This window comes from Flavihumibacter sp. (genome assembly GCF_036676075.1).
GTDB lineage: Bacteria > Bacteroidota > Bacteroidia > Chitinophagales > Chitinophagaceae > Flavihumibacter.
On sequence record NZ_JAKFDQ010000006.1, the window covers coordinates 60,634 to 85,100 of the forward strand.

A 24,467-nucleotide genomic window follows, 5' to 3' on the forward strand; every position below is an offset into this window, starting at 1 on the left:
CTAGAAGTCTACTCCCAGTGCGAAATGAAAGATCGGCTTCCCTTTAAATATGCCGTTCATCTCCCATCCGGTATCAAGCCGCATAAAATATCCCAGTAAAGTACTTCTTGCACCAAAGCCATAACCGCCTACAAAAGGTCCGATACCACCAGCCTTTATGCGCACAGAAATGGGATCAGATGGATTATCGCGGTAGATCCTGTCGGGTCGCTTGATACCATTATAGGAACCATTCCAGGCAGACCCCAAATCGATAAACTGTACCAACTGGAAATTACGCAGGAAAGCATTGTTGATTGGACGCTTCAGCAAAGTGGTGAACACAGGGAACCTGAATTCACTGTTAAGCACAACCGCATTATTACCATTGGCAATATTCTGGTTAAAGCCTCTCATATTAACGGCAAGTGCCTGGAATGCATACGTAGGATCCTGTGGCAATTCATCCGTATTGGCCTTTGGAAACAGCCATCCATCCTGTCCACCCAGGTAATACAATATTTTGCGATTACCCCAGGAGAAATCTCCCGCTGCTCTACCTGCCCAGATGAAGTTCTGGAAGATAGGGTAGTAGTATCGTGCATCAAAACCAACATTAAATGTATTGCGTCCATCTGATGTTGCAAGCTTGCTGATCTGCATGTTGAAATCTCCATATACCTTGTAACGAAGTCCGTTCCAGATATTGGTGGCTTTCTCAACAGCATTATCATGTACATATTCAAGACGTACCAATCCATAGGTCCTTTTGCTATCAGGCACACCTACGGTTTGCGGTAGTTCAACAATTGATTTGGTAACTACCTTGTCCAGACGAACACCTGTATTAAGGCGTATACTCCTTACCCTGTCGAGCGGATAACGCATTCCTAACTGGTAGAGGTTTGTAAAGAGCTTGGCCGGCACTGCAAGTGTTGTGTTCTGGAAAGGCGTTGAACCCACATCCGTACGGCGATAATACATTGCCGAATAATCCACCCGCTTCTTCAGGTAATCAAACCTTGCCATATACTCCGAACCGGAATTGAACAGCGACTGTGATCCGGGTATAAATATATTGGGATCACCAACCTGTACAGGAATACCCTGTCCGGCTGTATTGATCAAAGGTGAACGCAGCATTCCTGTAAAGCGAATATCTTCCATCAGGTCATAAACCGTCACCTTGAACATTCCATTGAAGCCATTATTGGAACTGTTGGTTACAGGCAGGGAACCTGTATAAGACTCATACCTGGTTACCAGCACATCATTATTAAACAGTGAACCGGTTACCTGGTCTACTGAAAACTTCAGTCGATATTGAAACCTTCCTGCCTTCTTAAGTATGGATGGCTGCTGTTCTTCTGCCTCAAGCGCAGCACGGGCTGCCGCACTGGTATCAACCGGCTCATTATCAAATTCAGTATCGAAGATCACCTTATTACTTGTGTCAGCAACTTCAGGTTGTTGGAACTGCAATGCATTACCTGCGGCAAGCCTGGCCTCATCAATTGTTCGGCGGCGAAAATCTGTTGGCCTCGGGTTGATATTCCGCTTGCGTAATGTGTTCTCATCCACCTTCAGCTTGTAGAGGAATTTCAAATCTCCTTCCTGGCGCACCTCACTTACCTGGTCCATATCACCGGCAGATTTTGTTTCCACTAAACCACTCTGGTAATTGGTGATCGGGAATACATAGGCCGAATCATTGGTGATGGAAAGCGTGAATATTGTATCAGGTTCAACCTTGTCATAGAACTTCAGCAATGAATCTATGTCGCGGTATTCAGGGTTGCGGAGTACATCATCACCGATGCGGTAAATAGTATCTACACCAACCCTTTCCGTTGAAAAGAATCCTGCAAAACGGTTATTGATCCCATTCTCATCTGCAACAAATGTGAAGTGGGACGTATTGTATTGCGTGGGATATCTCGCATTGCCATATTTCAGGTTGCTCATCTGCGAGATCTGCTTGAATTCAGACTTGTTGAAATTATCGATCAGGAAAATATTATACCGGTAGTTGGATGGCAGCACTGTATCTGTACTTACCGCATTTACCGATGGCCGGTTTGATGAATAGAGTATACCAGCTTTATTGGGAAATGCCACAAAGGAAGGATCGAGATCATCATAAATATCATTGGTGATCTGCTCTGCACGTTCCCGATCGATCTTGAAGGTATAGATATCAGACTGACCATTCTTTACTGCACTCAGCAACAAAGTGTTATCATCAATCATGTATTTAACGTCCTGTATCTGTTCAAAATCAAGCACCAGTTTATCAGCCTTGATCCTCGAATAAATGTCATAGGTAAACATCCTGAGCTTCCCTTCAAAACTATACACCACAAGAAGCTTATTACCTTTTCCATTCCAGGCAAGCAGCGGCAGATGCGGATCCTGGCGGGCTTCCAGGTTTCTCACTCCATTGCGGAGCAGCACTTTCTTAGTTGTATAATCTTCATAGTAGATCACACATTGCTGGCCTTTCTTGTATTCAACAACGGCATAGCTCTGGCTGCGCGGGGCCGGATTGGGAGTGAAGTTGTAGAAATCAGTATTCTTGTCTATCTCTTCCACAACAGACATAGACCCCTTCGGATTATTACGCCTGCCCCTGATATCCTTTGAATATTTCGACTCGTTATAGGTCATTACTTCATTGAGCAATGCCTTGAATTTCATCTTGGCAATGCGGTTGGAAGCACCGTTCAGATTGCGGTATAACCTTGCGAGGTAGAGGAAGTATTTGGTATTCTCCTTTTTATAAACTTCTTCTATATATCGCCAGAATGCATGTCCCGCAAGATTAGGCTGCTCATAAGCAAACTGGTAAAAGTTGCGATACTTTCCTGATAGCATGGCTGATTTCAACTGGTCATCCAGTTCGGTGCTCCAGTTCTCCGCTGCATAGGAAACAAATCCATCGGTAAGCCACTTTGGCAGATCAAGGAGGGCCTGGTTTGCTGCAAATTCACCAAGGTCATCTCCGAATAAAATATTGTCGAGCAACACACGGGCAATACCCTGGCGTACCTGTTTGCGTAAATGAAGATGATCGCTGTTATAATAAATAACCATCTTATTATTCACCAGTTGGGTATTTCCTCCATTCACTGCCACGTCAGTCTTTAGACCGATATTTGTTTGCTGGAAGTCATTGAAGCTATTGTAGACAACAATATTGGTGCGTCGCTGGAGACCATATTCCATGAAGGTCTCCATTTCGGGAAGCTCTATCTCTGCGAGTTGAGCTACAGACTTGGCTAATGGCTCACCGTTCTGGCTATAATATGTATTAAAGTTGTCAGTTTGATAAAACTGCCATTTGAAATTTTTGTATTGAACCCTGTTTTTTCCAAATTCTACCGTGTTCACCTGGGAATAGGCCAGGTTGAAAGTATTCAGCAGGGAAAGGATGATGATCAGAGCAAGATTCTTCGGAAATTGCATACCCAATGATTGTGGTCTAAAATTATGGTTTTCAGGCTTATCCCCCTAATCCACTTAAAATAATAGAGCTATGTTAACAATACAGTCTTTTGTCTTTAGTCCCATTATGGAAAACACATATGTGCTCTATAATGAAACGGGTGAATGTATAATCATTGACCCCGGCTGTTACGACCAGCAGGAGGAGTCTGAACTTCGGTCATTCATCACCAAACATAAACTCACACCGAAACTTCTACTCAATACACATTGCCATCTCGATCATGTTTTCGGCAACCATTTTGTTCACCAGACCTGGAAACTGGAACTCCACCTTCATCCCGCAGAAAAAATCGTGCTGGATTATGCGCCGGAAGCGGGTAGTCGATGGAATCTGCCTTTCCGCAATTATGATGGTCCCCTTCATTTTATTAAAGGGGGGGAAATGATCTCCCTCGGTGCCGACCAGCTTTCGATTCTGGAAGCACCCGGGCATTCACCCGGACATATATGCTTTTATTCATCGTCACAGCAATTTGTCATTGGCGGCGATGTCCTTTTCCGAAGGAGCATTGGCCGTACCGATTTACCCGGAGGTAACCACCAGCAATTATTGAACAGTATACGTACGCAATTGTTCACCCTTCCGGATGCGGTGAAAGTATATCCCGGTCATGGAGAACCGACAACTATAGGAGAGGAGAAACGTGGTAACCCGTTTTTGACCTGAAAATCATTTACGATCACCCGATCACTCTTCCTGCCCATTGACCAAATGCGCCAAAGGAGGCTAATTCTTTTTTTTCCACTCTTGCCACAAACAGCAGGAAAGCCAGTAGTAAAATACTTCCTGTCAGTATGCTAAACCATAGCGGGTTGTAGAAATACAGGATTCCACGATGAACCAGCAATATGATCGTTACCAGCGCCAGGTAAGAAACCAGTTTTTTGGTGGCATAGGGTACCGGGTAAAATTTTTGTCCGGATACATAGCTGGCCACCATCATCAGCAGGTAACAACTGAAAGTAGCAAGTGCTGCGCCGAGGTATTGGAGTTTAGGAATAAGAATGATATTGAGAATAATGGTAAGGATGGCCCCGCCAATTGTTATATATGCGCCATATAAATTCTTGCCGGTGAGTTTGTACCAGATGCTCAGATTATAATATATGCCAAGGAAAATATTACCCATCGCAAGAATGGGAACGATATACATGGCTTCGCCCCATGCTTCCGATTTCAGTGTTATGATCCATTTAAGCAGGTCGAGATAAAGACCTATCATCAGGAACATAAAGCAACAGGCGATCACGAAGAATTTCATCACGCGGGCATAGGATTTCTGGGCGCCTTCCTGCTTGCTTTGGTTAAAGAAAAAGGGCTCTGCCGCCATGCGGAAGGCCTGTATCATTATGGTGACAAGAACAGCAAGCCGGTACACATTGGCGAAAATACCCAGCTGGTGCTTTGCCTCCTCCGCAGGAAGGTCAACCACATGCTGGTATACCAGCCGGCTCAACATATCATTGATCATACCACCCAATCCAACGATGATGAGGGGGTAACTGTATTTCATTACTTCTTTCCACAGGGCGGTATCAAACTCCCATCGAACCGAACGTAATTCAGGAATCAGCAAAAGGAAAGTGGCGATACTTCCCAGCAAATTGCCGATCAGGTACCAGCCAATGCCGATATCGAGGTTGAGGATAAGTCGCAGCGGACTATCAGGATTACGCTCTACATAACCAGGCAGGAAACCAAGGAAGAAGAAGACGATGAGCAGGTTCACAATGATACCTGCCACCCTTACAAAAGCATAACGCCTTGGCCGGCTTTCCTGCCGCAGCCTGGCAAATGGCAGGGTTGCCAGAGTGTCAAAAAGGATGATACCACACATCAGGGTAATATATTCAGGATGTTCTGTAAGGCTCGCCGCTTCTGCCAGTACACCCCTGTTCAGCCATAGCGCCAGTGTGAAGATGATGCTGGTAACGAACAGTGAAACAGATAATGTGTTATATAGATGTTGCTTGTCCTTTTCCTGCGAGAATCGGAAATAAGCTGTTTCCATTCCATAGGTGAAGAGCACATTCAGGAAAGGGATGATAGCATAAACCTGGGTTATATCGGCTGTTTTTGCCGGTTGCAAAAACAGAAAGGGCAGGGCCATATTCATCAGGTAGCCGAGGAAGCGGCTAACGATGGTGGGTACGCCATACCAGAGTGTTTGACCAGCCAGTTTTTTTATCTCACTCAAAACTAATTCCGGGTTTTGGCAAAAATAGTCGGAATTATGGTCTGCGTTCCTATTTTGTACCTTTGTTCTTAAACCCCATAAATCTTTGTTTATGAAAAGAATATCTACACTGGCTGTTGTTTTGCTTATGGCCATATTCACATATGCTCAACCGGTAGCCATGGATGGTATGGCAGAATACCAGAAAAAGAAATTGCCCGCTGCAGTTATTGAATTGCCTTATGCAGCCGAGATCGTGGAGAAAGCAATTGAAGAGAATTTTGCACAGAAGGGTTTTAAAGCCACAAAGGTGAAAGATTACCAGCTTTATCGGAAGGTAACAATGGGCCCGGATAATAATCTCTATGATGTATATGTTAAGGCAGAGCGTAAAAGTCGTAAGGAGAAGGAAGCTTCCGTCGTGTATATGGTGATGGCACGCTCTAATGAGTTGCTGACATCCCGCACAGCCGACGATCGTCATGGTATTTCAGATGCAAAACAATATCTGAATGAATTCACCCCATACCTGGAAGCATATAATCTTAACCTGGAGATCATAGCCCAGGATGAGCAGATAAAGAAGATAGAAAAGAAACATGAATCCCTTCTAAAGGAGGGGGAGAATCTCCGTAAACGCAAACAGAAATTGGAAGAAGAGATCCTGGAAAATGAGAATGCAGTAAAGCAACAGAGTGATACATTAGGAAAGATGCGCGAGGTATTTGAAGCCCTGAAAGCAAGACGGGGTCAGTAATTCAGCCCTGTTATTGTGGTTCAACCAGGCTTTGGTTGTTTAGAAAAGCTTCGTCGGTCAATGTTTTTAGAAACTCCACCAACAATCCCCTTTCCACTTCGGAGAGGGGAATTTTATTTTTAAGTAATGGATCTGTGGTTACTCCATTTATTATGCCACTGTTATAATGTTCAAGTACATGACTGAGATCGCTAAATCGCCCATCATGCATATAGGGGAAACTGACAGCAATATTCCGCAGACTTGGCACCTTAAATTTTAATGAATCCGAACTGCTACCGGTAATGCGCATACGACCATGATCATTGAGATCGGGATTAACGGGCAATCCATTATTCCTGAATTGAAGATCGGTGAACAATGGTTCCTTGTGACAGCTATTGCAGTTTTGTTTAAAGATCTCATATCCCGCCGCCTCGTTCACATCAAACTGATCTTTGGATTGTTTCACCTTGTCATATTTTGATTGTGATGATACCAGCATGAGCATGTATTGAGACAAGGCCCTGGTCATCATCTCTGTGGTGATCTCCTCTTTCCCGAACACATTTCTGAAAGCAGTCTTATACGTTGGGTCGGCATTGAGTTTGGAGAGCACACCCGGAATTGTCTCAGCCATCTCATTTGCTGCTGTTATATGTGCCGGTGGTTGTTCATCAAGATTGGCTATCCCACCATCATGCTGCATCTCACGATGCCATGCCAGGTTAAATAATGGCGGTGCATTGCGAAGTGTATGCTGGTCATCGAATCCATGGCTAAGGTCATGGTCGTAAGTTCCAAAGGCAGCAATAGGCTGATGGCAACTGGCACAGGGGAAATTGCCATCCTTAGAAAGGCGGCCATCAAAGAAGAGTTTCCTCCCTAATTCAAAACCCTCCTGCGTTAAGGGGTTTGCACTGAAATTGTATTGAGGCTGCGGCCAGCCTTCCGGCAGCGGAAATTGCAGTGGTTCCGGCGATGATGGATCACCGTTATTACGGTTACAGGAAAGGTTGGTGGCTGTTATTAATACCGCTCCCAGTATGGATAATATGTAAATGGACTTTCGCATCAGTTCACACTGAGATAGCTAACGCTGAACATGTTCTTATAATTGCCGGAGATTGTCTTGTATATTTCATGTTTACGCAGGGTATCCCTATTTTCGACGAAACAAGCGGAAGTTACTTAAAAATGAGACTGGTCATACAACGTGTAAAGCAAGCCTCGGTTAGTATCGGGGGCTCGGTTAAGTCTTCAATAGACGATGGTTTGCTGGTTTTGGTTGGTATCGAAGATGCTGATGGGGAAGAGGATATAAAATGGCTCAGTTCCAAACTCGTACAGTTGAGGATTTTCGGTGACGAGGCGGGCGTGATGAACTGCTCGGTTAAAGATACCTGTGGTGAGATCCTTATCATCAGCCAGTTCACCCTTCATGCCAGCACCCGGAAAGGAAACCGCCCTTCTTATATAAAGGCCAGCAAACCGGATATTGCCATCCCGCTGTATGAAGCATTTGTGCGGCAGGTGGAAACCGACCTCGGCAAGCCCGTGAAGACCGGTAGTTTCGGCGCCGATATGCAGGTTGCCCTTGTAAATGATGGTCCGGTTACCATCCTTATTGATTCAAAGGTGAAGGAATGATACCGGCCCGGAACCTCCAAATACAAACTTAAATTATCTCTCATGCCTGATATAACAATCCGGGAATCACAGCAACTTGTCGACCAGTGGATCCGCACTGTTGGCGTGCGCTATTTCAGTGAACTCACAAACCTGGGTATCCTGATGGAGGAAGTAGGTGAGCTTTCCCGGCTCATGGTTCGGCAATACGGCGAACAATCGTTCAAGGAATCCGATAAGGGAAAGGAAATTGCCGATGAGATGGCTGATGTGCTTTGGGTATTGATCTGCCTGGCCAATCAAACCGGGGTGGACCTCAGTTCAGCCCTTGAAAAGAACCTGGAGAAGAAGAATATGCGTGACCATGACCGGCATCGGAACAATGAAAAATTAGACGGCTAATCCCGCCCCGCCTGCCCTTGCCCTTTCCCCGCCCGCCCTTATCTTTGCGGACTTATGGCAAACGATAGCAACAAATTCCAGGCGATCATCTCCCATTGTAAGGAGTACGGATTTATATTCCCTTCCAGCGAGATCTATGATGGTCTCAGCGCCGTGTACGACTATGGCCAGTATGGCAGCGAATTGAAGAAGAATATCCGCGATTATTGGTGGAAGTGGATGACCCAGCTTCATGAGAATATTGTTGGTATTGATGCGGCTATCTTCATGCATCCCACCACCTGGAAAGCAAGTGGTCACGTCGATAATTTCAGTGACCCGATGATCGATAACAAAGACAGTAAGAAACGTTATCGCGTTGACCATCTGATTGAGGCACATGCGGAAACTCTTCCTAAAGAAGAAGGGGAGGGCCTGCTGGCAAAGATGGACCAGTTTCTTGCCAAGGAAGATTTCGCCGGACTTAAATCATTCATTGAAGAGAATAAGATAAAGTGTTCTGTGAGCGGAACCTGCAACTGGACGGATGTTCGCCAGTTCAACCTGATGTTCTCAACCGAGTTTGGAGCAGTAAGTGGTGAGGGCGATGACAATATGGTATACCTGCGTCCTGAAACAGCACAGGGAATATTCGTGAACTTTCTCAATGTGCAGAAAACCGGCAGGATGAAGATCCCCTTTGGTATAGCCCAGGTAGGAAAGGCCTTCCGCAATGAGATCGTGGCCCGGCAGTTCATCTTCCGCATGCGGGAATTTGAGCAGATGGAGATGCAGTTCTTCATTCGTCCCGGCACACAAAAGCAGTGGTATGAATATTGGAAGGAAGAGCGTATGAAATGGCACCTGAGCCTGGGAATCCCGGCCAGCCGCTATCGTTTTCATGACCATGTTAAGCTGGCGCACTATGCCGATGCGGCCTGTGATATTGAATATGATTTCCCGATTGGATTCAAGGAAGTGGAAGGAATTCACTCCCGCACCGATTTTGACCTCAGGAACCACCAGGAATACAGCAAAAAGAAAATGCAGTATTTCGATAACGAAATGGATGAGGCAGGAAAACCATATGGCAACTATATTCCGTATGTAATTGAAACATCCATTGGACTGGACCGCACGGTGATGATGATTTTGAGTGAAGCCTATGAAGAGCAGGACCTGAGCAGCCCTGAAAAGCAGGATAGCAGGGTTGTGTTAAAGTTTCCGCCAAAACTGAGTCCGGTGAAGCTGGCCATCCTGCCACTTATGAAAAAAGATGGCCTTCCCGAGATCGCCAGGCAACTAATGGACGAGTGTAAAGCGTCTTTCAGGTGCTTCTATGAGGAAAAAGACACTATTGGTAAGCGTTACAGGAGGCAGGATGCCATCGGCACACCTTTCTGTGTAACCATCGACCACCAGTCAAAAGAAGATGGTACTGTAACTATCCGTCACCGCGACAGTATGTTACAGGAAAGAATTTCTATAAGGGATGTAAAAGAATTGGTAGAAAAAGCTATTCAATAATTATAGTAATTATATATTTGTTTACACCCTGAACAACCCGTTCCCCATGGAACGGGTATATATATAAACGCATGCATATTACGCTACACCCTGGATTGATTGTTTTGGCCATGGCAGGATCATTTATCCTCGGATTAATGATCAGGATGGTACAGGTTAATATCCTCAGGAAACAGGTTCTGGAGCTTGAAAAAGAAAAGATGGATGATCATGCCGAGATCCTCCAGCTCCAGAAGCAGCTGGCCGATCTGCAAAACAAACCTTCCAACCCATCCGTCTCAACTCCCGTGGTACCTATTATGGATAAAGACTCGGGTCAGCCTGATGCAGGCAAGAACTACCGCGCCTCCCACTAAAATTACCCGTTTCGGGGCAGCCTGTGCAATATTCTTTTGAATGGTTCGTTTACCATTCAAACCAATTTCTATGATGTCTGCCAACATCAATATCGCCGTACTGCTTTGGGTCACAGCAGCCTTTGCATTCGGGACCCTGATAGGCTTTTCATTCCGGAGCCGACAGATTTCAAAATCTAAGAGACGTATTCTTGAACTGGAAACCGAGATGGTTGACAACCATGCCGAGATCCTCCGGTTGCATAAATACCAGGCCGAAAAGAAAGCCAGTTCAGGTAAAGTGCCTGTAATCAGCATGCCGGTAGGAGAAGCATCTGCCAGCCCTAAAGCCAAAGCCAAAGCATAAACTTAGCCGTAGAGTTCTAAGTGGATGTCTTTTTTATCGTAACCAAACGCAAGGATGCGCCTTTTGGCCTCATCGATCATATTTTTCCAGCCACACAAATAAAACTTTGCCGGGTGCAGATGCATGCCGGCTTCCTGTTTCCTGGCATTGATGATCTCTTCATAAATAGCATGCACATAACCTGTGCGAACCAAATGTTCCCCAGGTGTTTCCCTCGAAAAGGTTGGCAGGTATCTGAACGAACTCACTTTCTCCTCCAACTCCCTCAACTCATCTCCATATAAAAGGTCTTCGATTTTCCGACACCCAAACAGCAGGTATATATTGTTGTGAGCGATATTATTGATCAGGATATGATGCACCATTGACCTGAATGGAGCAATGCCTGTACCTGTGCATATAAAAAACAGATCCCTGTCTATTGTTTCCGGTAAAACGAAAACACCCTGAGGCCCCCTGAGGCTTAACGCTGATCCTACCTTTACTTCCTTAAAAAGATATTCAGTGCCCAGGCCGCCTTCCAATTGAACGATGATCAGTTCTATCACATTGGTACCATCGGGCCAGGAGGCAATGGAATAACTTCGCCACCGTTTATTGCGCTGCTCATGAATAGGAAGATCAAGTGTCACAAATTGTCCGGGCTTAAAATCAAAACGCGCTGTTTCCTGTATCTCAATCCAAAACCGCCTTGTACTGGGGGTCTCATCTTCAATGCGTATTACTTTGCCTGTTTGCCATGCTGGAACCATTTCAGGGTTTTAAAGGTGAATTTATTGCTTCACAAACTTCCGCACAAACTGCTGCTTGTAATCGCCGCTGCTGATGCTTAGCACGTATGCGCCTTTTGCAAACCTGCTTACATCAATGGTTCCATTCTGGTAGCCCGTCTCATTGCGGTAAACAAGCTGACCATTCAGGTTATGCACCATTATAACCAGCCTTCTTACTTCAAACATATTGCCGATGCGGAATTGAAGGCTGTTGGTGGCGATACCCGGCCATGAATACTGGATGAAATTCTTATCATTCCGCACCGGATCATCAACACCCGTATTGGCATTGGGAAGGAAATTGGCAGTTGGTATCTGCGTATAGTACATACCGTTACCATGGGTGCCCAGCAGGAGGGTATTGTCCTGTGGACGGTAAGCCAGTGAATTCACCACTGCATAATTGAGGGTGGCACCGCCTTCGCGCTTCCAGTTAATGGGTTTGTTGGCATCAAGAGTATCCTTCACCCCAAATGAACTGTAAAGTCCAACCGAAGTTCCTACATAATAATCTGAATAGGCTTTGCCCGCAGCATCTTTCCTGGCAACAATGGCACAACTGCGTATAGAGGGCAGCGTTAGGTTCCCTTCAATTAATTTCCAGGTAGGTGTGGCGCTCTTGGCATTATTGGTCCACCATATATTAAAGGCTGTTTGCTCTCCTCCCGAAGTGGTGACCGTGTAATTGGAATACACCACCATGATCTCATCATCATTATTGGGGTTCACCGCTATATCTGATACATTCAGAAAGGTATTCTGGTCGGCGATCCATGTCTTGATCTGTGGTGGCGTAATATCAACAGGAGTGGCTGTAGCAGCGGCATTGCGCGGATCATTCAGCCTGAATACATTGCCCTTGGTTGTACCGAAATACATGGCATGGGTAGAAATATAAGGCCCCCTGCTCAGTTCAATGGAACGAATACTGATATCATCTCCTGATGGATTGGAAGGATTAACCTGGCTTGCTATGCCGGTAAGCTCCGTCCAGCCCGTTGTTGAAGTTGCCGTTTGCGCATTCGTTGTCCTGAATACCCTATTGAAATTCACATAATAGAGATCAGTTGGATTGTCATTATCAATTCCGAAATAAGTAACGAAATCGCCAAAACCTCCTGCTTCATTATCTGTGAGGCCGGTTGGTGTTATCTCTATGGCATCATTCGGAACAGACCTTACCAATGTTCCCAACTGCGAGGTCACATAAAAAGTGAAATCACTTCCTGAATTCAGTTTGGCGATAGCCGTTGAGCCGCCATCTCCAAAACTCAGGCGTATATGTTCATTGTCATCATTCACCCTTATGAAGCAACTGTTATCCTGCATACCACCAATAAAATTGAACTGTGTAGTGTTATGCTGGAGATTGGCGTGGTAGTACTGTGTAGTCTGATAATTATTTATGGTGTTCCAGGCAACCGGTTCGGTTGTACTATTTGTCGCCATTATATTATCGGTGAGGTGCAATCCGCCATCAGTAGCACAAAGTGCCCGGTTTGCATTGGTGGGATCAAAAACCAGGTTATGGATATCAGGGTGATTCTCAGGGTATATCTCGATGGATGCACTGGAGGCTCCAGTTCCCCAGTATTGGTAACCCCCGATCCAGCTGGTTGCCGTGGTACTGGTAAACCCATTGGTAGATCGGTAAAGATTGGTTCCTCCAACAAATACAACATTTGGATTGTCGGGCTTCACCGCCACCAGCATATTATATCCTCCCTGTAATGCGATGGGGTCAATGCCATCCTGCTGCAGGTTAAAGTCGGGCATATTGGCTGAAAGATTAGCCACTGTATTGGCGCCAAAATCAAATTTAAAGAGATCGGCTTCGGGCTTGGCACTACTGCCTTCTCCCAAAAGTCCGTTCTCATAAAAAGCATAGAGAATATTATTATTTGAAGGTGCCAATGCAAGGATTATCCTCTTGGATACATCAGAGAGAGCGCCACCAGCCCCATAGGAGTTTCCTCTCCAGCCGGTGATTGAATCGGTGCCTATGGTTTGTCCTCCTGCAAAGCGGCTCCAGCTTCCTGAATTACCCGTGGGGGAGGTCCATACACCTCGCCTGTCCTGGTCGGGTAATCCGCCATTAACGGAAAGGTATAACCGCCCGGTGTTGGTGCAAACAATATCCATCTGGCCATTATCTGCTGCTGAAGGCTGGCTGCCAATAAAGACGGTGCTGAAAGAGGCACCCTCATCGGTACTCCTGATCAGTCGCCTGTGCGCTGCAATATATACATGCCCATTAGTTGGGTTCACAATGATCTCATGAACTATATCATAAGCATCATCAAATCGCTCGAGGTCGCCGTTGAATGTACTGCTCACACGGCTCCAGGTAAGTCCATTGTCCACTGATTTCAACAGGCCATAACCCAGGTAAAATGCGCCAATGGCAGAAGCGGAGTTACCATAGGGTTCACCGCCGCCGGCATACCAGATATTTTCTTTCCCCGGCCTGGGATCCTGGGCAAGAGCAGTAACATTATGAATATTATTCAGCGGTGTAACCAGGTTCCAGGTAGAGCCACCATCTGCAGAACGAAATATACCACCACTCACCGCTCCGGCAATGATCACGCGATTGCTGCCCGTTCCAAATCTTTTATCGAAAACCACCGCGCGGGTTCTTCCACCAATATTATTGGGTCCCGCCGCCGTATAACTATTATCCACAAAAGGTGACAGAAAGAGATTACCCCCCCGCTCACGCAAAGGGATCCTGTATGCCTGCTGCAATTCACGGTCATGAATGCCTTTGGGGATTTTACCCGTTGCACCATCACGGATCATTTCATATTCATAGCGAACACGCTGGTCGTGAAACATGGCCTTCACTTCTTTCGACTTTTTTTTCTTTTTACCAGCATTCACTTCCAGCGCAACAGAAGAAGATTGTGGAGCTTTATAGAGGAAATAACCAGCAAGGGCCAGACAAATCAGGGTAACAGGCAGTATCACCGAAGTTTTATTCATACGGGGCATATATTGTATAGAAACGAATGAGACGGGATACTGGTTGTCACAAATTAATAATTATTGCGTTAACCCGATTATCTTAAATCAGAATACAACAATCAGCAATTCCAGTATCTTTGCGCCTCTGATGAACCTCGAACATTTACTGGAGCAATATCTCAAAGATACCCGCCTTTTTCAACTGGCGGACAAGCTCACATTGTCACAACCCCAGCATATTGTCCTTAAAAATCTTGCTGGCAGCTCCCCGGAGTTTTTAGTTACCGCAATTTTTAAACACCCGGTGAGCGCAAGCCTCAACCATGTTATCGTATTGAGCGATGCAGAAGAAGCAGCCTATTTCCATAATACCCTGGAGAACCTCTCGGGCGCGCTCGACCTCTTCTATTTCCCATCCTCTTTCCGAAACAAGAAGAACTACCGACTGCTCAACAGCAGCCACGTGATGCTTCGTACCGAAACCCTTACCCGGCTTAGCGGTGGCGGTAATAAAAAATTACTGGTCACCTATCCCGAAGCCCTATTCGAAAGGATGGTACCGCCCGAAACCCTCAGTGGTAATATCATCCGGATAAAGGTCAACGATGTACTCGACACCGTTAAACTATACGAACAATTAACCGATGCCGGATTTACCCGCACCGATTTTGTTTATGAACCCGGACAGTTCGCCGTGCGCGGTGGTATCGTGGATATCTACTCCTTCGGCAACGAAAAGCCCTACCGTATTGAACTCTTTGGCAATGATGTGGATTCTATCCGCCTCTTTGACCCCGAAACACAGCTCAGTGAAAGAAAGCTGCTGCAGGTCAATATCATTCCCAACCTCCAGACCGAAATGCCGGAAAACGCAACGGTATCTCTCTTTGACTTCCTTCCTCCCAATACCGTTGTATGGATGAACGACTGGCAGTTCGTAAAAGAGCGTATCGAACAGCAGGAAGAAGACCTGCATCTTTTCCTGGAACGCAATGAGGGCGTGGTTCACAAAGAAGAAGAAGAGGAAGATAAGCTCGTAAAAAAATCTGTGAGCGCTACTGAATTTATCAGCGCCGCCGACCTCGAAGGCCAGCTAAAGCAGCACCATATCGTTGAACTGGAAGGTCATCATAGTTTCCCCGGGGCAGTGAGTCACGAGATCAGTTTTCATACAAAGCCACAGCCATCTTTCAACCGACAGTTTGAACTGCTGATCAAAGATTTCCAGCAGTGGGAGAAGAAGGGTTTCAGCCTATTCCTGTTCGCTGAAAATCCCAAGCAACTGGAAAGATTGCACAGCGTTTTTGAAGACCTGAAAGCCGAAATACATTTTACGCCTATCCCACTTGCCATCCATGGTGGATTCATTGATGAAGATCTTAAACTGGTTTGCTATACCGACCACCAGATCTTCCAGCGTTATCATAAATACAAGGTCAAGCAGGCTTACAATAAAAACAAGGCGCTCACACTCCGCACCCTGCGTGAGTTACAGCCCGGTGATTTTGTTTCACATATCGACCATGGGGTTGGTGTTTACAGTGGTCTGCAGAAACTTGATGTAAATGGTAAACTGCAGGAAGCCGTCCGAATTATTTATAAGGATAGCGATATCCTCTATGTGAATATCAACTCGCTGCACAAGATCAGCAAGTACACCGGCAAGGAAGGCACGGTACCCAAAGTGAATAAACTGGGTAGTGATGCATGGGCTAAGCTGAAAGAAAAAACCAAGACAAGGGTTAAAGAGATCGCCTTCGATCTTATTAAGTTATATGCGCAACGCAAGGCACAGACCGGCTTTCAGCATGCACCCGATACCTATCTGCAAACCGAATTGGAGGCATCCTTTATTTATGAGGATACGCCCGACCAGAGTAAGGCAGCAGCAGATGTAAAGAAAGATATGGAATCACCATCGCCCATGGACCGCCTGGTTTGTGGTGATGTGGGATTCGGTAAAACAGAGATAGCCATCAGGGCTGCCTTCAAATCAGTGGTGGATGGCAAACAGGCCGCCGTGCTGGTTCCTACAACCATCCTCGCCTTCCAGCACTACAAGACATTCTCCGACCGCTTGAAAGATTTCCCGGTAACGGTTGATTATATCAATCGCTTCAAAAGCAGCAAGGAGAAAAAAGAGACCATGAAGAAACTGGAGGAGGGAAAGATAGATATCATCATTGGTACCCATGGATTGCTGGGTAAGGAAGTGAAGTTTAAAGACCTCGGCATACTGATCATTGATGAAGAACAGAAGTTCGGTGTGGCGCATAAGGAGAAGATCAAAACACTGAGAACACATGTGGATTGTCTCACCCTAACTGCAACGCCTATCCCAAGAACACTTCAGTTCAGTTTGATGGGCGCGCGTGATCTCAGCATCATCAATACACCACCGCCAAACCGCCAGCCCATACAAACGGAAGTGCAGGTGTACAATGAAGATTTTATCCGGGATGCAATCTATTATGAAACGGAAAGGGGAGGACAGGTGTTCTTCATTCATAACCGGATCGCCGGACTGGCAGAGATGGCTTCCATCATCCAGAGTCATTGCCCGGATTTGAGTATTGGCTATGCACATGGACAAATGGAAGGGCATATTCTTGAAGAGCGCATCATGGATTTCATCGACAAAAAATATGATGTGCTTGTTTGTACCAATATTGTTGAGAGTGGTGTTGACATCGCCAATGTGAATACCATCATCGTTAATAATGCACACCAGTTCGGACTCAGTGATCTGCACCAGTTAAGAGGAAGAGTGGGAAGGAGTAACAAGAAAGCATTCTGTTACCTGCTGGCGCCACCCTTGAGCGTGCTGCCCTCCGATTCAAAGAAGAGATTACAAACCCTGGAGCAGCATAGTGAGCTGGGTAGCGGGTTCCAGATCGCGATGCGTGATCTTGATATACGTGGTGCTGGTAATATGCTGGGTGGTGAACAGAGTGGATTCATGGCAGAGATCGGCTTTGAAATGTACCAGAAAATATTGGATGAAGCCATCCGTGAACTGAAACGAACATCGTTCCGCGATCTGTTTAAAGAAGAGATAGCGAAGCAGGAAGATTATGTGCAGGACTGTACGATCGATACAGATCTTGAGATCATGATACCCGATGATTATGTGGAAAGTATCACAGAAAGATTATCATTATATACAAGGCTCGATAACTGTGAATCAGAAAAAGAGCTGCTCGATTTTCATACTGAAATGGCCGACAGGTTTGGTCCAATCCCGCCACAGGTGGAAGATCTTTTTGATACAGTAAGGGTTCGCCGGCTGGCAGTGGATCTTGGATTTGAGAAACTATTGTTGCGGGATAATATCCTGAAATGCTTCTTCGTCAACAAGCATGATTCCCCTTATTTCGAATCGGCATTATTCCATGATATTTTATCTTACCTGCAAACAAATACCAATAAGGCGCGATTGAAACAGACAGGTAAAAACTTCCTGCTGGTGGTGGATGAAATGAAGGGAATGAAAGTGATCCTTGAATTCCTGCAGCGCATGCATAAGCATGTTCTTAAGGAAAAGGAAGAGGTTAGCGAAGTTTCTTCTCCATCACATAATGCGGAATAGTTACTTCGGTGAATTCATCACCTATCACCTGGTAACCGAGGTGTTCATAGAAACCGATAGCGGTTTTACGTGCGTGCATGGTCACTTTTTTAAAGCCCCTGTCGCGCGCAATATTTTCAGCGAAGTTCATCATGGTTCGGCCAATGCCTTTACCCTGCAGATTATTCAATACGGCCATCTGCCTTAAGCGCGCAACACCCGGCGCCTCCTTGATGAGCATACAGCAGGCCAGCATTTTTTCTTCCTCAAAGGCACCGATCAGGATCTCGTTCTTTTCCTTCTCCAACTCTTCGGGAGTAAAGCCAAGGCCAAGGGGTTTACGCAAAATATCGAGGCGTAACTGTACCATTTGCTTGTATTCCGGGGAGCCGTGATCAATAATTTTCAGTGCCATTCGCCTAGTATTTGGTTGTTCAGGATGCCTAAATTACAAAAATCAGGCTGACAGCGAACGCTTTCCGAATGTTTTACTTACAATTGTTAGCAGAACTGCCGGATATAGCTATATTCGGCTCAGGAATTAAAAAAAGCAGCAAAAATTGTTATTTACCCAAAAAGTATATTTTTGCAGCCGTAACTAAACTTTACTACAATGTCAGACATCGCAACAAGAGTTAAAAAGATCATTGTTGACAAATTAGGAGTAGACGAAGCTGAAGTAACCAACGAGGCTTCATTCACCAATGACCTGGGAGCTGACTCTCTGGATACAGTGGAACTGATCATGGAATTTGAAAAAGAATTCAATATCTCTATCCCGGATGAGCAGGCTGAGACCATTACCACTGTTGGACAGGCTGTTTCTTATTTAGAAGAGCACGCTAAGTAAACGGAACCCCCGTTACAGGCATATTTTTCAATCCGCCTTTCGAAAGCAATTTTGCCTAAGAAGGCGGATTTATCACGTTTAAAATCCGGCAATCTACATGGAACTTAAAAGAGTTGTAGTAACAGGTATGGGCGCACTTACCCCTGTGGGCAATACCGTCGAAGAATATTGGAACGGACTTATTAATGGTGTGTCCGGTGCAGTACCGGTTACCTTATTTGATGCTGCCAAATTCAAGACGCGTTTCGCCTGCGAGGTTAAAGATTTCGACCCTACCCGCTATCTCGATAAAAAAGACTCCCGAAAGATCGACCGCTTTGCACAGTTCGCCCTTGTAGTATCTGATGAAGCAATGGCGGATGCCGGACTCAATGCCGACAATATCAACCCCGATCGTGTTGGCGTTGTTTGGGGAAGCGGTATCGGTGGATTGATCACCTTCCAGAATGAGGTGATGGAATTTGCCAAGGGCGATGGAACACCTCGTTTCAGTCCCTTCTTCATTCCCAAAATGATCCTTGATATTGCGGCGGGACATATCTCCATGCGCCACAATCTCCGCGGTCCCAATTTCGCAGTGGTAAGCGCCTGCGCCAGCTCTACCAATGCCATCATTGAAGCCGCTAATCTCATCAAACTCGGTAAGGCCGATATCATTGTGAGCGGTGGATCAGAAGCCGTTATCAGCGAAGCCGGCCTGGGCGGATTCAACGCTATGAAGGCCATGAGCGAGCGCAATGACGAACCGGCTACTGCCAGTCGCCCTTACGACAAAGACCGCGATGGTTTTGTAATGGGAGAAGCTGGTGGTGCCCTCATCCTCGAATCACTCGACCATGCCCTTGCACGTGGAGCAAGAATCATCTGCGAGATCGCCGGTGGTGGCGCTACTGCCGATGCACATCATATTACCGCGCCGCATCCTGAGGGACTGGGTGCACGCAATGTAATGCTGGCGGCACTTGAAGATGCGGGTATGCAGCCATCCGATATCGATTATATCAATACCCATGGAACCTCCACCCCGCTGGGTGATGTTGCCGAAGTGAAAGCTATCCTCGATGTATTTGGAGAGCATGCCTATAACCTCAACATTTCTGCAACCAAATCCATGACCGGTCACTGCCTGGGAGCTGCCGGCGTCATAGAAGCAATCGCAGCCATCAAGGCGGTGGTGCATGATATGGTTCCGCCTACCATCAACCACTTTACAGATGACCCTGAACTGGATCCACGTCTCAACTTCACCTTTAACAAGTCGCAACAAAGAACCGTGAGGGCTGCACTCAGCAATACCTTCGGCTTCGGTGGACATAATGCCTGTGTTATCGTGAAGAAATTTCAGGGATGATGTCAGATTTTGCGGCCAATCCCTTAACTTGACCAAGGTATAATCAACCAATCATCCTGTGGGTCTATTTGACAGTATTCTAAAAGGTTCCCCTGAAACCGTCGCATTCAAAAAGCAATTGAAGAATGTGCTGGGCTTTTCGCCCGGTAATACGGAGCTTTATAAAACAGCGCTCACCCACCGCTCTGTAAAAGATGGCGCTGCCGATAATAATGAGCGACTGGAATACCTGGGGGATGCCATCCTGAGTGGCATCGTCGCCGATTTCCTCTTTAAAAAATATCCCTACCGCGAGGAGGGCTTCCTCACCGAGATGCGCTCCAAAATGGTGAACCGCGTTACCCTCAATGATGTGGCCATCAAAATGGGTCTCAAGAAGATCGTTTACTTTAATAAGTTCGATAACTCGCTGAAGGTGAGCCAGATTTTCGGTAATACCCTGGAGGCCGTGGTGGGAGCCGTGTACCTCGATAAGGGCTTCAAGAAAACCCGCACCTGGGTGCTGGAAAGGATCATCCTGCCTTATATGTTCATGGACGACCTCGAACTGCTGGAGATCAACCACAAGAACAAGCTCTATGGCTGGGCCAATAAAAACGGTAAGAACCTCGAGTTCGAAACCCTCGAAGAGAAATTTGAAGGGGGAAGAAGACTCTTCACGGTTGGCGCCGTGGTGGATGGCGAGCTGATTGCCCAGGGTAAGGCCTATAATAAAAAAGACGCCAGCCAGGTAGCCGCGCAGGTTGCGGTGGATAAACTCGGGCTAGGGAAGATAGAGGGAGAGTTATAATTTCCTCTCTTCACAAAGCTCGATCAGCACGCCATTGGTACCCTTCGGGTGCAGGAAGCAAACCCGCTTATTATCAGCCCCCGGTTTGGGGATCGTATTCAAAAGCTCAAATCCTTCTGCCTGCAATCTTTTCATTTCCGCTTCAATATCGGCAACATCAAACGCGATATGGTGGATACCCTCCCCCTTCCGCTCAATATATTTGGCTATAATACCCTCCGGATCAGTGCTTTCCAGCAATTCCACCTTGTTTTCCCCCGTCGCGAAGAAAGCCGTCCGCACCTTCTCCGATTCAACGATCTCCGTTTTGTAGCAGGCGCTGTTCAGCAATTTCTCAAACAGCGGAATAGAATCCGCCAGGCTCTTCACCGCTATGCCGATATGTTCGATTTTAAGCATCCCCAAAGCTAGCGATTTTAGGTGTCTGACACATGTTAAGGGGATGTTCGAACATGTATTCGAACATCCCACCCAGCCCAGCAACTAAAGGCTCCACTCATGTTTACGATTTCCGGAATTATGAAGAGGGCCCATTTTCTGCCGCTGGTTAATCTCAACCAATTGGGCTAATTTTGCGTTTTAGTTAAATAGCAATTTTTAGTATGTTGAAACTTCCCATCTATCTTGATAATAATGCCACAACTCCTTGTGATCCACGGGTGGTAGAGGCCATGCTCCCTTATTTCACCGAGCATTTCGGAAATGCTGCCAGCAGAAATCACCCTTTCGGATGGGCAGCAGAAGAAGCGGTTGACTATGCCCGCGAGCAGGTAGCCAAACTCATCGGTTCTGATCCCAAGGAGATCATCTTCACCTCCGGCGCCACAGAAGGCGATAACCTGGCAATCAAGGGAGTTTTTGACATGTACGCCAGCAAAGGCAACCATATCATCACCTGTGTAACCGAGCATAAGGCGGTACTGGATACCTGTAAGCATATCGAGAAAATGGGAGGTGAGGTTACCTACCTCCCCGTGAACGGCGAAGGACTTATTGACCTTGCCGAGCTGGAAGCAGCCATCAAGCCCAATACCATCCTGATCGCCATCATGTATGCCAATAATGAAACCGGCACCATCATGCCGGTGAGAGAGATCAGCGCTATTGCCCGCAAGCACGGGGTGCTGTTTTTTACCGATGCCACACAGGCGGTTGGTAAGGTTCCCGTGAATGTTTTGCAGGATGGCATCGACCTCTGCACCTTCACCGCGCACAAGATGTATGGTCCAAAAGGCGTGGGCGCTCTTTATGTTCGCCGCAAGAACCCCCGGGTGAAAGTAACCGCCCAGATGGATGGTGGTGGTCATGAGCGCGGCATGCGTTCCGGCACCCTCAACGTTACGGGCATCGTGGGTTTCGGTAAGGCCTGTGAACTCGCAATGAACGAAATGGAAGCAGAAGCTGTTCGTCTCAGCGCCCTTCGCGATAAACTCGAAACCGCCCTTCTCCAGCTGGAAGAAGCCTATGTGAACGGCAGCAAAGAACACCGTCTGCCGCATGTAGCCAATATCTCTTTCAAATACGTGGAAGGGGAGGGTCTCATGATGGGCTTTAACAAGAATATTGCACTTTCCTCGGGCAGTGCCTGCACTTCAGCATCCCTGGAACCGTCTTATGTGCTGAAGGCACTCGGACTGGGTGATGACCTGGCACATTCTTCGCTTCGTTTTGGATTGGGACGTTTCACCACAGAAGAGCAGATCGATTATACTATCAAGCATGTTTCGGAGACAGTATTAAAGCTCCGCGAAATGAGTCCGCTGTGGGAGATGTTTAAGGACGGGGTGGATATGGATAGTATAGAGTGGGCCCATCACTGAGGTAAGAATTAAGAGGTAAGAGGTAAGAATTGAAGTAAAAATTTAAATAACAATTGATATATGGCATATTCAGAGAAACTCATTGATCATTACCAGAATCCCAAGAACGTGGGAACACTAGATAAATCAAAGAAGACCGTGGGAACTGGTCTTGTTGGCGCACCGGAATGCGGTGATGTGATGCGTCTTCAGATAGAGGTGGATGATGCAACGGGAATGATCACTGATGCGAAGTTCAAAACTTTCGGATGCGGATCTGCTATCGCTTCTTCATCACTGGCAACAGAATGGCTGAAGGGCAAATCGGTAGACGACGCGCTCAAGATCGATAATATGGCGATCGTGGAAGAACTGGCGCTCCCCCCGGTAAAGATCCATTGCTCTGTGCTGGCAGAAGATGCCATCAAGGCCGCCATCAATGATTACCGTAAGAAGAATGGTTTAGAGGAGATTGTTTTTGAAGAGAAAGGTGTTCATTAACACCAATAAAAACTGATTGAAAATGATTTATGTAAGCGATAAAGCCCGGGAAAAAGTTGCAAAGCTTTTGCAGGAAGCCCGTGTGGGCGACGAGGCAGAGTACTTCCTCCGTGTGAGTGTGGTAGGGGGCGGATGCTCAGGACTGAGCTACAAGCTCGACTTCGACAATGAGCCCAAGCCCATGGACCAGGTATTCGAGGACAATGGGATCAAGGTTGTTACCGATCTCAAGAGTTTCCTCTACCTGGTGAATACAACCCTCGATTTTTCCGATGGATTGAATGGTAAAGGATTCTACTTCAGCAATCCCAATGCGAGCCGCTCCTGCGCCTGCGGTGAAAGCTTTGCTGTGTAATCCGGCGGGAAAGGTGTCTGACATATGTTCACAACATGTTCGAACAAACGTTCGAACGCTCCACGTACATCTGTCAGACACCTAAACTCCCATCTTTCTCTCCCGCCTCGTGGCGGGATTTGTTTTTCCGTTATTTTTGAAGCTATGTGGTCTATTTGTAAAAAAGAATTCCGGCAGTTTTTTGCCAGCTTAACCGGACTGGTAGCAATCGTCGCCTTCCTGCTGCTGAATGGTCTCTTCCTTTTCGTGTTCCCCGATTCCAGCATCCTCGACTACGGCTATGCCACCCTCGAAAAATTCTTTGACCTCGCGCCATGGATCCTGATGTTCCTCGTACCCGCCATAACCATGCGCAGCTGGTCAGATGAATTCAAAGGCGGCACCTTCGAGATCCTGCAGACCAAACCACTCAGCGCCTCCCAACTGGTTACTGGTAAATACCTCGGCGCCCTCGCCATCGTTTTTATAGCCCTTCTGCCAACCATCATCTACGCCATCAGTGTGCAGGCACTCAGTGCCGACAAAGGCATCGACATGGGCGGCACCATCGGCTCCTATATCGGGCTCTTCCTGCTGGCGGCGGTATTCACGGCCATCGGAACCTGGTGCAGCAGTCTCACCCCCAACAGCGTGGTGGCCTTCCTGCTGAGTGCATTCATGTGCTTCCTCCTCTATATCGGATTCAGCGCCATCAGCAAATTACCAGCCTTCCAGGGCAGCCTCGATTATGCACTCGAGATGCTCGGCATCGATTTTCATTACCGCAGCATCAGTCGCGGTGTACTCGATAGCCGCAACCTCGTTTATTTCGGAAGCATCATCGCTTTCTTTTTACTGATCACCAACAGGAAAATCGCCATTCGATAACATTACCC

The 24,467-nt window shown here is 46.6% G+C and carries 22 protein-coding genes; 15 read left to right on the forward strand and 7 right to left on the reverse strand.

Translation table 11 applies throughout. From position 1 onward, the window contains the following. On the reverse strand, positions 1 to 3,444 hold the full coding sequence (locus V6M43_RS00310) for a hypothetical protein (RefSeq protein ID WP_332732059.1): 3,444 nt from the start codon (positions 3,442 to 3,444) through the stop codon (positions 1 to 3). A 70-nt stretch (positions 3,445 to 3,514) separates the two neighbouring features. Between V6M43_RS00310 and V6M43_RS00315 the strand changes: the two genes are divergently transcribed. Then, positions 3,515 to 4,153, forward strand: a complete 639-nt coding sequence (locus V6M43_RS00315) for an MBL fold metallo-hydrolase (protein WP_332732060.1) — start codon at positions 3,515 to 3,517, stop codon at positions 4,151 to 4,153. Between the two features lie 13 nt (positions 4,154 to 4,166). Here V6M43_RS00315 and V6M43_RS00320 read toward each other — a convergent pair whose 3' ends face one another. Continuing rightward, a complete protein-coding gene (locus V6M43_RS00320; protein ID WP_332732061.1) occupies positions 4,167 to 5,684 on the reverse strand; it encodes a lipopolysaccharide biosynthesis protein in 1,518 nt (505 codons plus the stop codon). A gap of 91 nt (positions 5,685 to 5,775) precedes the next feature. On the opposite strand from V6M43_RS00320, the gene V6M43_RS00325 reads away from it, so the two are divergent. Then, the gene (locus V6M43_RS00325) at positions 5,776 to 6,420 is read left to right on the forward strand and encodes a hypothetical protein (protein ID WP_332732062.1); all 645 of its coding nucleotides are present in this window, start codon (positions 5,776 to 5,778) and stop codon (positions 6,418 to 6,420) included. 10 nt (positions 6,421 to 6,430) lie between these two features. Here the strand turns inward: V6M43_RS00325 and V6M43_RS00330 are convergent, their stop codons facing one another. After that, the gene (locus tag V6M43_RS00330; RefSeq protein WP_332732063.1) at positions 6,431 to 7,474 is read right to left on the reverse strand and encodes a cytochrome-c peroxidase; all 1,044 of its coding nucleotides are present in this window, start codon (positions 7,472 to 7,474) and stop codon (positions 6,431 to 6,433) included. A gap of 122 nt (positions 7,475 to 7,596) precedes the next feature. On the opposite strand from V6M43_RS00330, the gene dtd reads away from it, so the two are divergent. The 5 genes from dtd to V6M43_RS00355 all read left to right on the forward strand — a co-directional run bounded on the left by dtd (position 7,597) and on the right by V6M43_RS00355 (position 10,638). Further along, positions 7,597 to 8,049: a D-aminoacyl-tRNA deacylase gene (gene dtd / locus V6M43_RS00335; RefSeq protein ID WP_332732064.1), complete on the forward strand. Its 453-nt coding sequence runs from the start codon at positions 7,597 to 7,599 to the stop codon at positions 8,047 to 8,049. Between the two features lie 42 nt (positions 8,050 to 8,091). Further along, positions 8,092 to 8,430: a nucleotide pyrophosphohydrolase gene (locus V6M43_RS00340; RefSeq protein ID WP_332732065.1), complete on the forward strand. Its 339-nt coding sequence runs from the start codon at positions 8,092 to 8,094 to the stop codon at positions 8,428 to 8,430. A gap of 54 nt (positions 8,431 to 8,484) precedes the next feature. Then, positions 8,485 to 9,936, forward strand: coding sequence for a glycine--tRNA ligase (locus V6M43_RS00345; protein ID WP_332732066.1), 1,452 nt, complete (start codon positions 8,485 to 8,487; stop codon positions 9,934 to 9,936). Positions 9,937 to 10,007: 71 nt separating this feature from the next. After that, the gene (locus V6M43_RS00350) at positions 10,008 to 10,292 is read left to right on the forward strand and encodes a hypothetical protein (protein ID WP_332732067.1); all 285 of its coding nucleotides are present in this window, start codon (positions 10,008 to 10,010) and stop codon (positions 10,290 to 10,292) included. Between the two features lie 70 nt (positions 10,293 to 10,362). Beyond that, a complete protein-coding gene (locus V6M43_RS00355) occupies positions 10,363 to 10,638 on the forward strand; it encodes a hypothetical protein (RefSeq protein WP_332732068.1) in 276 nt (91 codons plus the stop codon). A 2-nt stretch (positions 10,639 to 10,640) separates the two neighbouring features. On the opposite strand, the gene V6M43_RS00360 is transcribed toward V6M43_RS00355, so the two are convergent. Both V6M43_RS00360 and V6M43_RS00365 read right to left on the reverse strand, forming a co-directional pair. After that, positions 10,641 to 11,390: a ferredoxin--NADP reductase gene (locus V6M43_RS00360; protein ID WP_332732069.1), complete on the reverse strand. Its 750-nt coding sequence runs from the start codon at positions 11,388 to 11,390 to the stop codon at positions 10,641 to 10,643. Positions 11,391 to 11,411: 21 nt separating this feature from the next. Continuing rightward, complete coding sequence (locus tag V6M43_RS00365; RefSeq protein ID WP_332732070.1) at positions 11,412 to 14,396, reverse strand: T9SS type A sorting domain-containing protein; 2,985 nt, start codon at positions 14,394 to 14,396, stop codon at positions 11,412 to 11,414. 130 nt (positions 14,397 to 14,526) lie between these two features. Between V6M43_RS00365 and mfd the strand changes: the two genes are divergently transcribed. Continuing rightward, complete coding sequence (mfd, locus tag V6M43_RS00370; RefSeq protein WP_332732071.1) at positions 14,527 to 17,967, forward strand: transcription-repair coupling factor; 3,441 nt, start codon at positions 14,527 to 14,529, stop codon at positions 17,965 to 17,967. On the opposite strand, the gene V6M43_RS00375 is transcribed toward mfd, so the two are convergent. After that, complete coding sequence (locus V6M43_RS00375) at positions 17,930 to 18,361, reverse strand: GNAT family N-acetyltransferase (protein WP_332732072.1); 432 nt, start codon at positions 18,359 to 18,361, stop codon at positions 17,930 to 17,932. The two genes, mfd and V6M43_RS00375, sit on opposite strands and share 38 nt — an antisense overlap. Positions 18,362 to 18,559: 198 nt before the next feature. On the opposite strand from V6M43_RS00375, the gene V6M43_RS00380 reads away from it, so the two are divergent. The 3 genes from V6M43_RS00380 to rnc all read left to right on the forward strand — a co-directional run bounded on the left by V6M43_RS00380 (position 18,560) and on the right by rnc (position 20,937). Continuing rightward, a complete protein-coding gene (locus tag V6M43_RS00380) occupies positions 18,560 to 18,796 on the forward strand; it encodes an acyl carrier protein (RefSeq protein WP_039135252.1) in 237 nt (78 codons plus the stop codon). A gap of 97 nt (positions 18,797 to 18,893) precedes the next feature. Then, positions 18,894 to 20,147, forward strand: coding sequence for a beta-ketoacyl-ACP synthase II (fabF, locus tag V6M43_RS00385; RefSeq protein ID WP_332732073.1), 1,254 nt, complete (start codon positions 18,894 to 18,896; stop codon positions 20,145 to 20,147). A 58-nt stretch (positions 20,148 to 20,205) separates the two neighbouring features. Further along, positions 20,206 to 20,937 (forward strand): ribonuclease III, encoded by a 732-nt coding sequence (gene rnc / locus V6M43_RS00390; protein ID WP_052324268.1) that lies wholly within the window; start codon positions 20,206 to 20,208, stop codon positions 20,935 to 20,937. On the opposite strand, the gene mce is transcribed toward rnc, so the two are convergent. Further along, on the reverse strand, positions 20,932 to 21,336 hold the full coding sequence (mce, locus tag V6M43_RS00395) for a methylmalonyl-CoA epimerase (RefSeq protein ID WP_332732074.1): 405 nt from the start codon (positions 21,334 to 21,336) through the stop codon (positions 20,932 to 20,934). The two genes, rnc and mce, sit on opposite strands and share 6 nt — an antisense overlap. Positions 21,337 to 21,539: 203 nt before the next feature. Here mce and V6M43_RS00400 point away from each other — a divergent pair, with 203 nt between their 5' ends. From V6M43_RS00400 to gldF, 4 genes are all read left to right on the forward strand, one after another. After that, positions 21,540 to 22,757, forward strand: coding sequence for an IscS subfamily cysteine desulfurase (locus V6M43_RS00400; protein ID WP_332732075.1), 1,218 nt, complete (start codon positions 21,540 to 21,542; stop codon positions 22,755 to 22,757). A 60-nt stretch (positions 22,758 to 22,817) separates the two neighbouring features. Beyond that, positions 22,818 to 23,237 carry a Fe-S cluster assembly scaffold IscU gene (iscU, locus tag V6M43_RS00405; protein ID WP_332732076.1) on the forward strand — a complete coding sequence of 140 codons (420 nt, stop codon included), beginning with the start codon at positions 22,818 to 22,820 and terminating at the stop codon, positions 23,235 to 23,237. A gap of 22 nt (positions 23,238 to 23,259) precedes the next feature. After that, entirely contained in the window at positions 23,260 to 23,592 is a 333-nt protein-coding gene (locus V6M43_RS00410) for a HesB/IscA family protein (RefSeq protein ID WP_039135262.1), read from the forward strand. Positions 23,593 to 23,736: 144 nt separating this feature from the next. Beyond that, positions 23,737 to 24,459: a gliding motility-associated ABC transporter permease subunit GldF gene (gene gldF, locus V6M43_RS00415; RefSeq protein ID WP_039135263.1), complete on the forward strand. Its 723-nt coding sequence runs from the start codon at positions 23,737 to 23,739 to the stop codon at positions 24,457 to 24,459. The last annotated feature ends 8 nt before the right edge of the window (positions 24,460 to 24,467 follow it).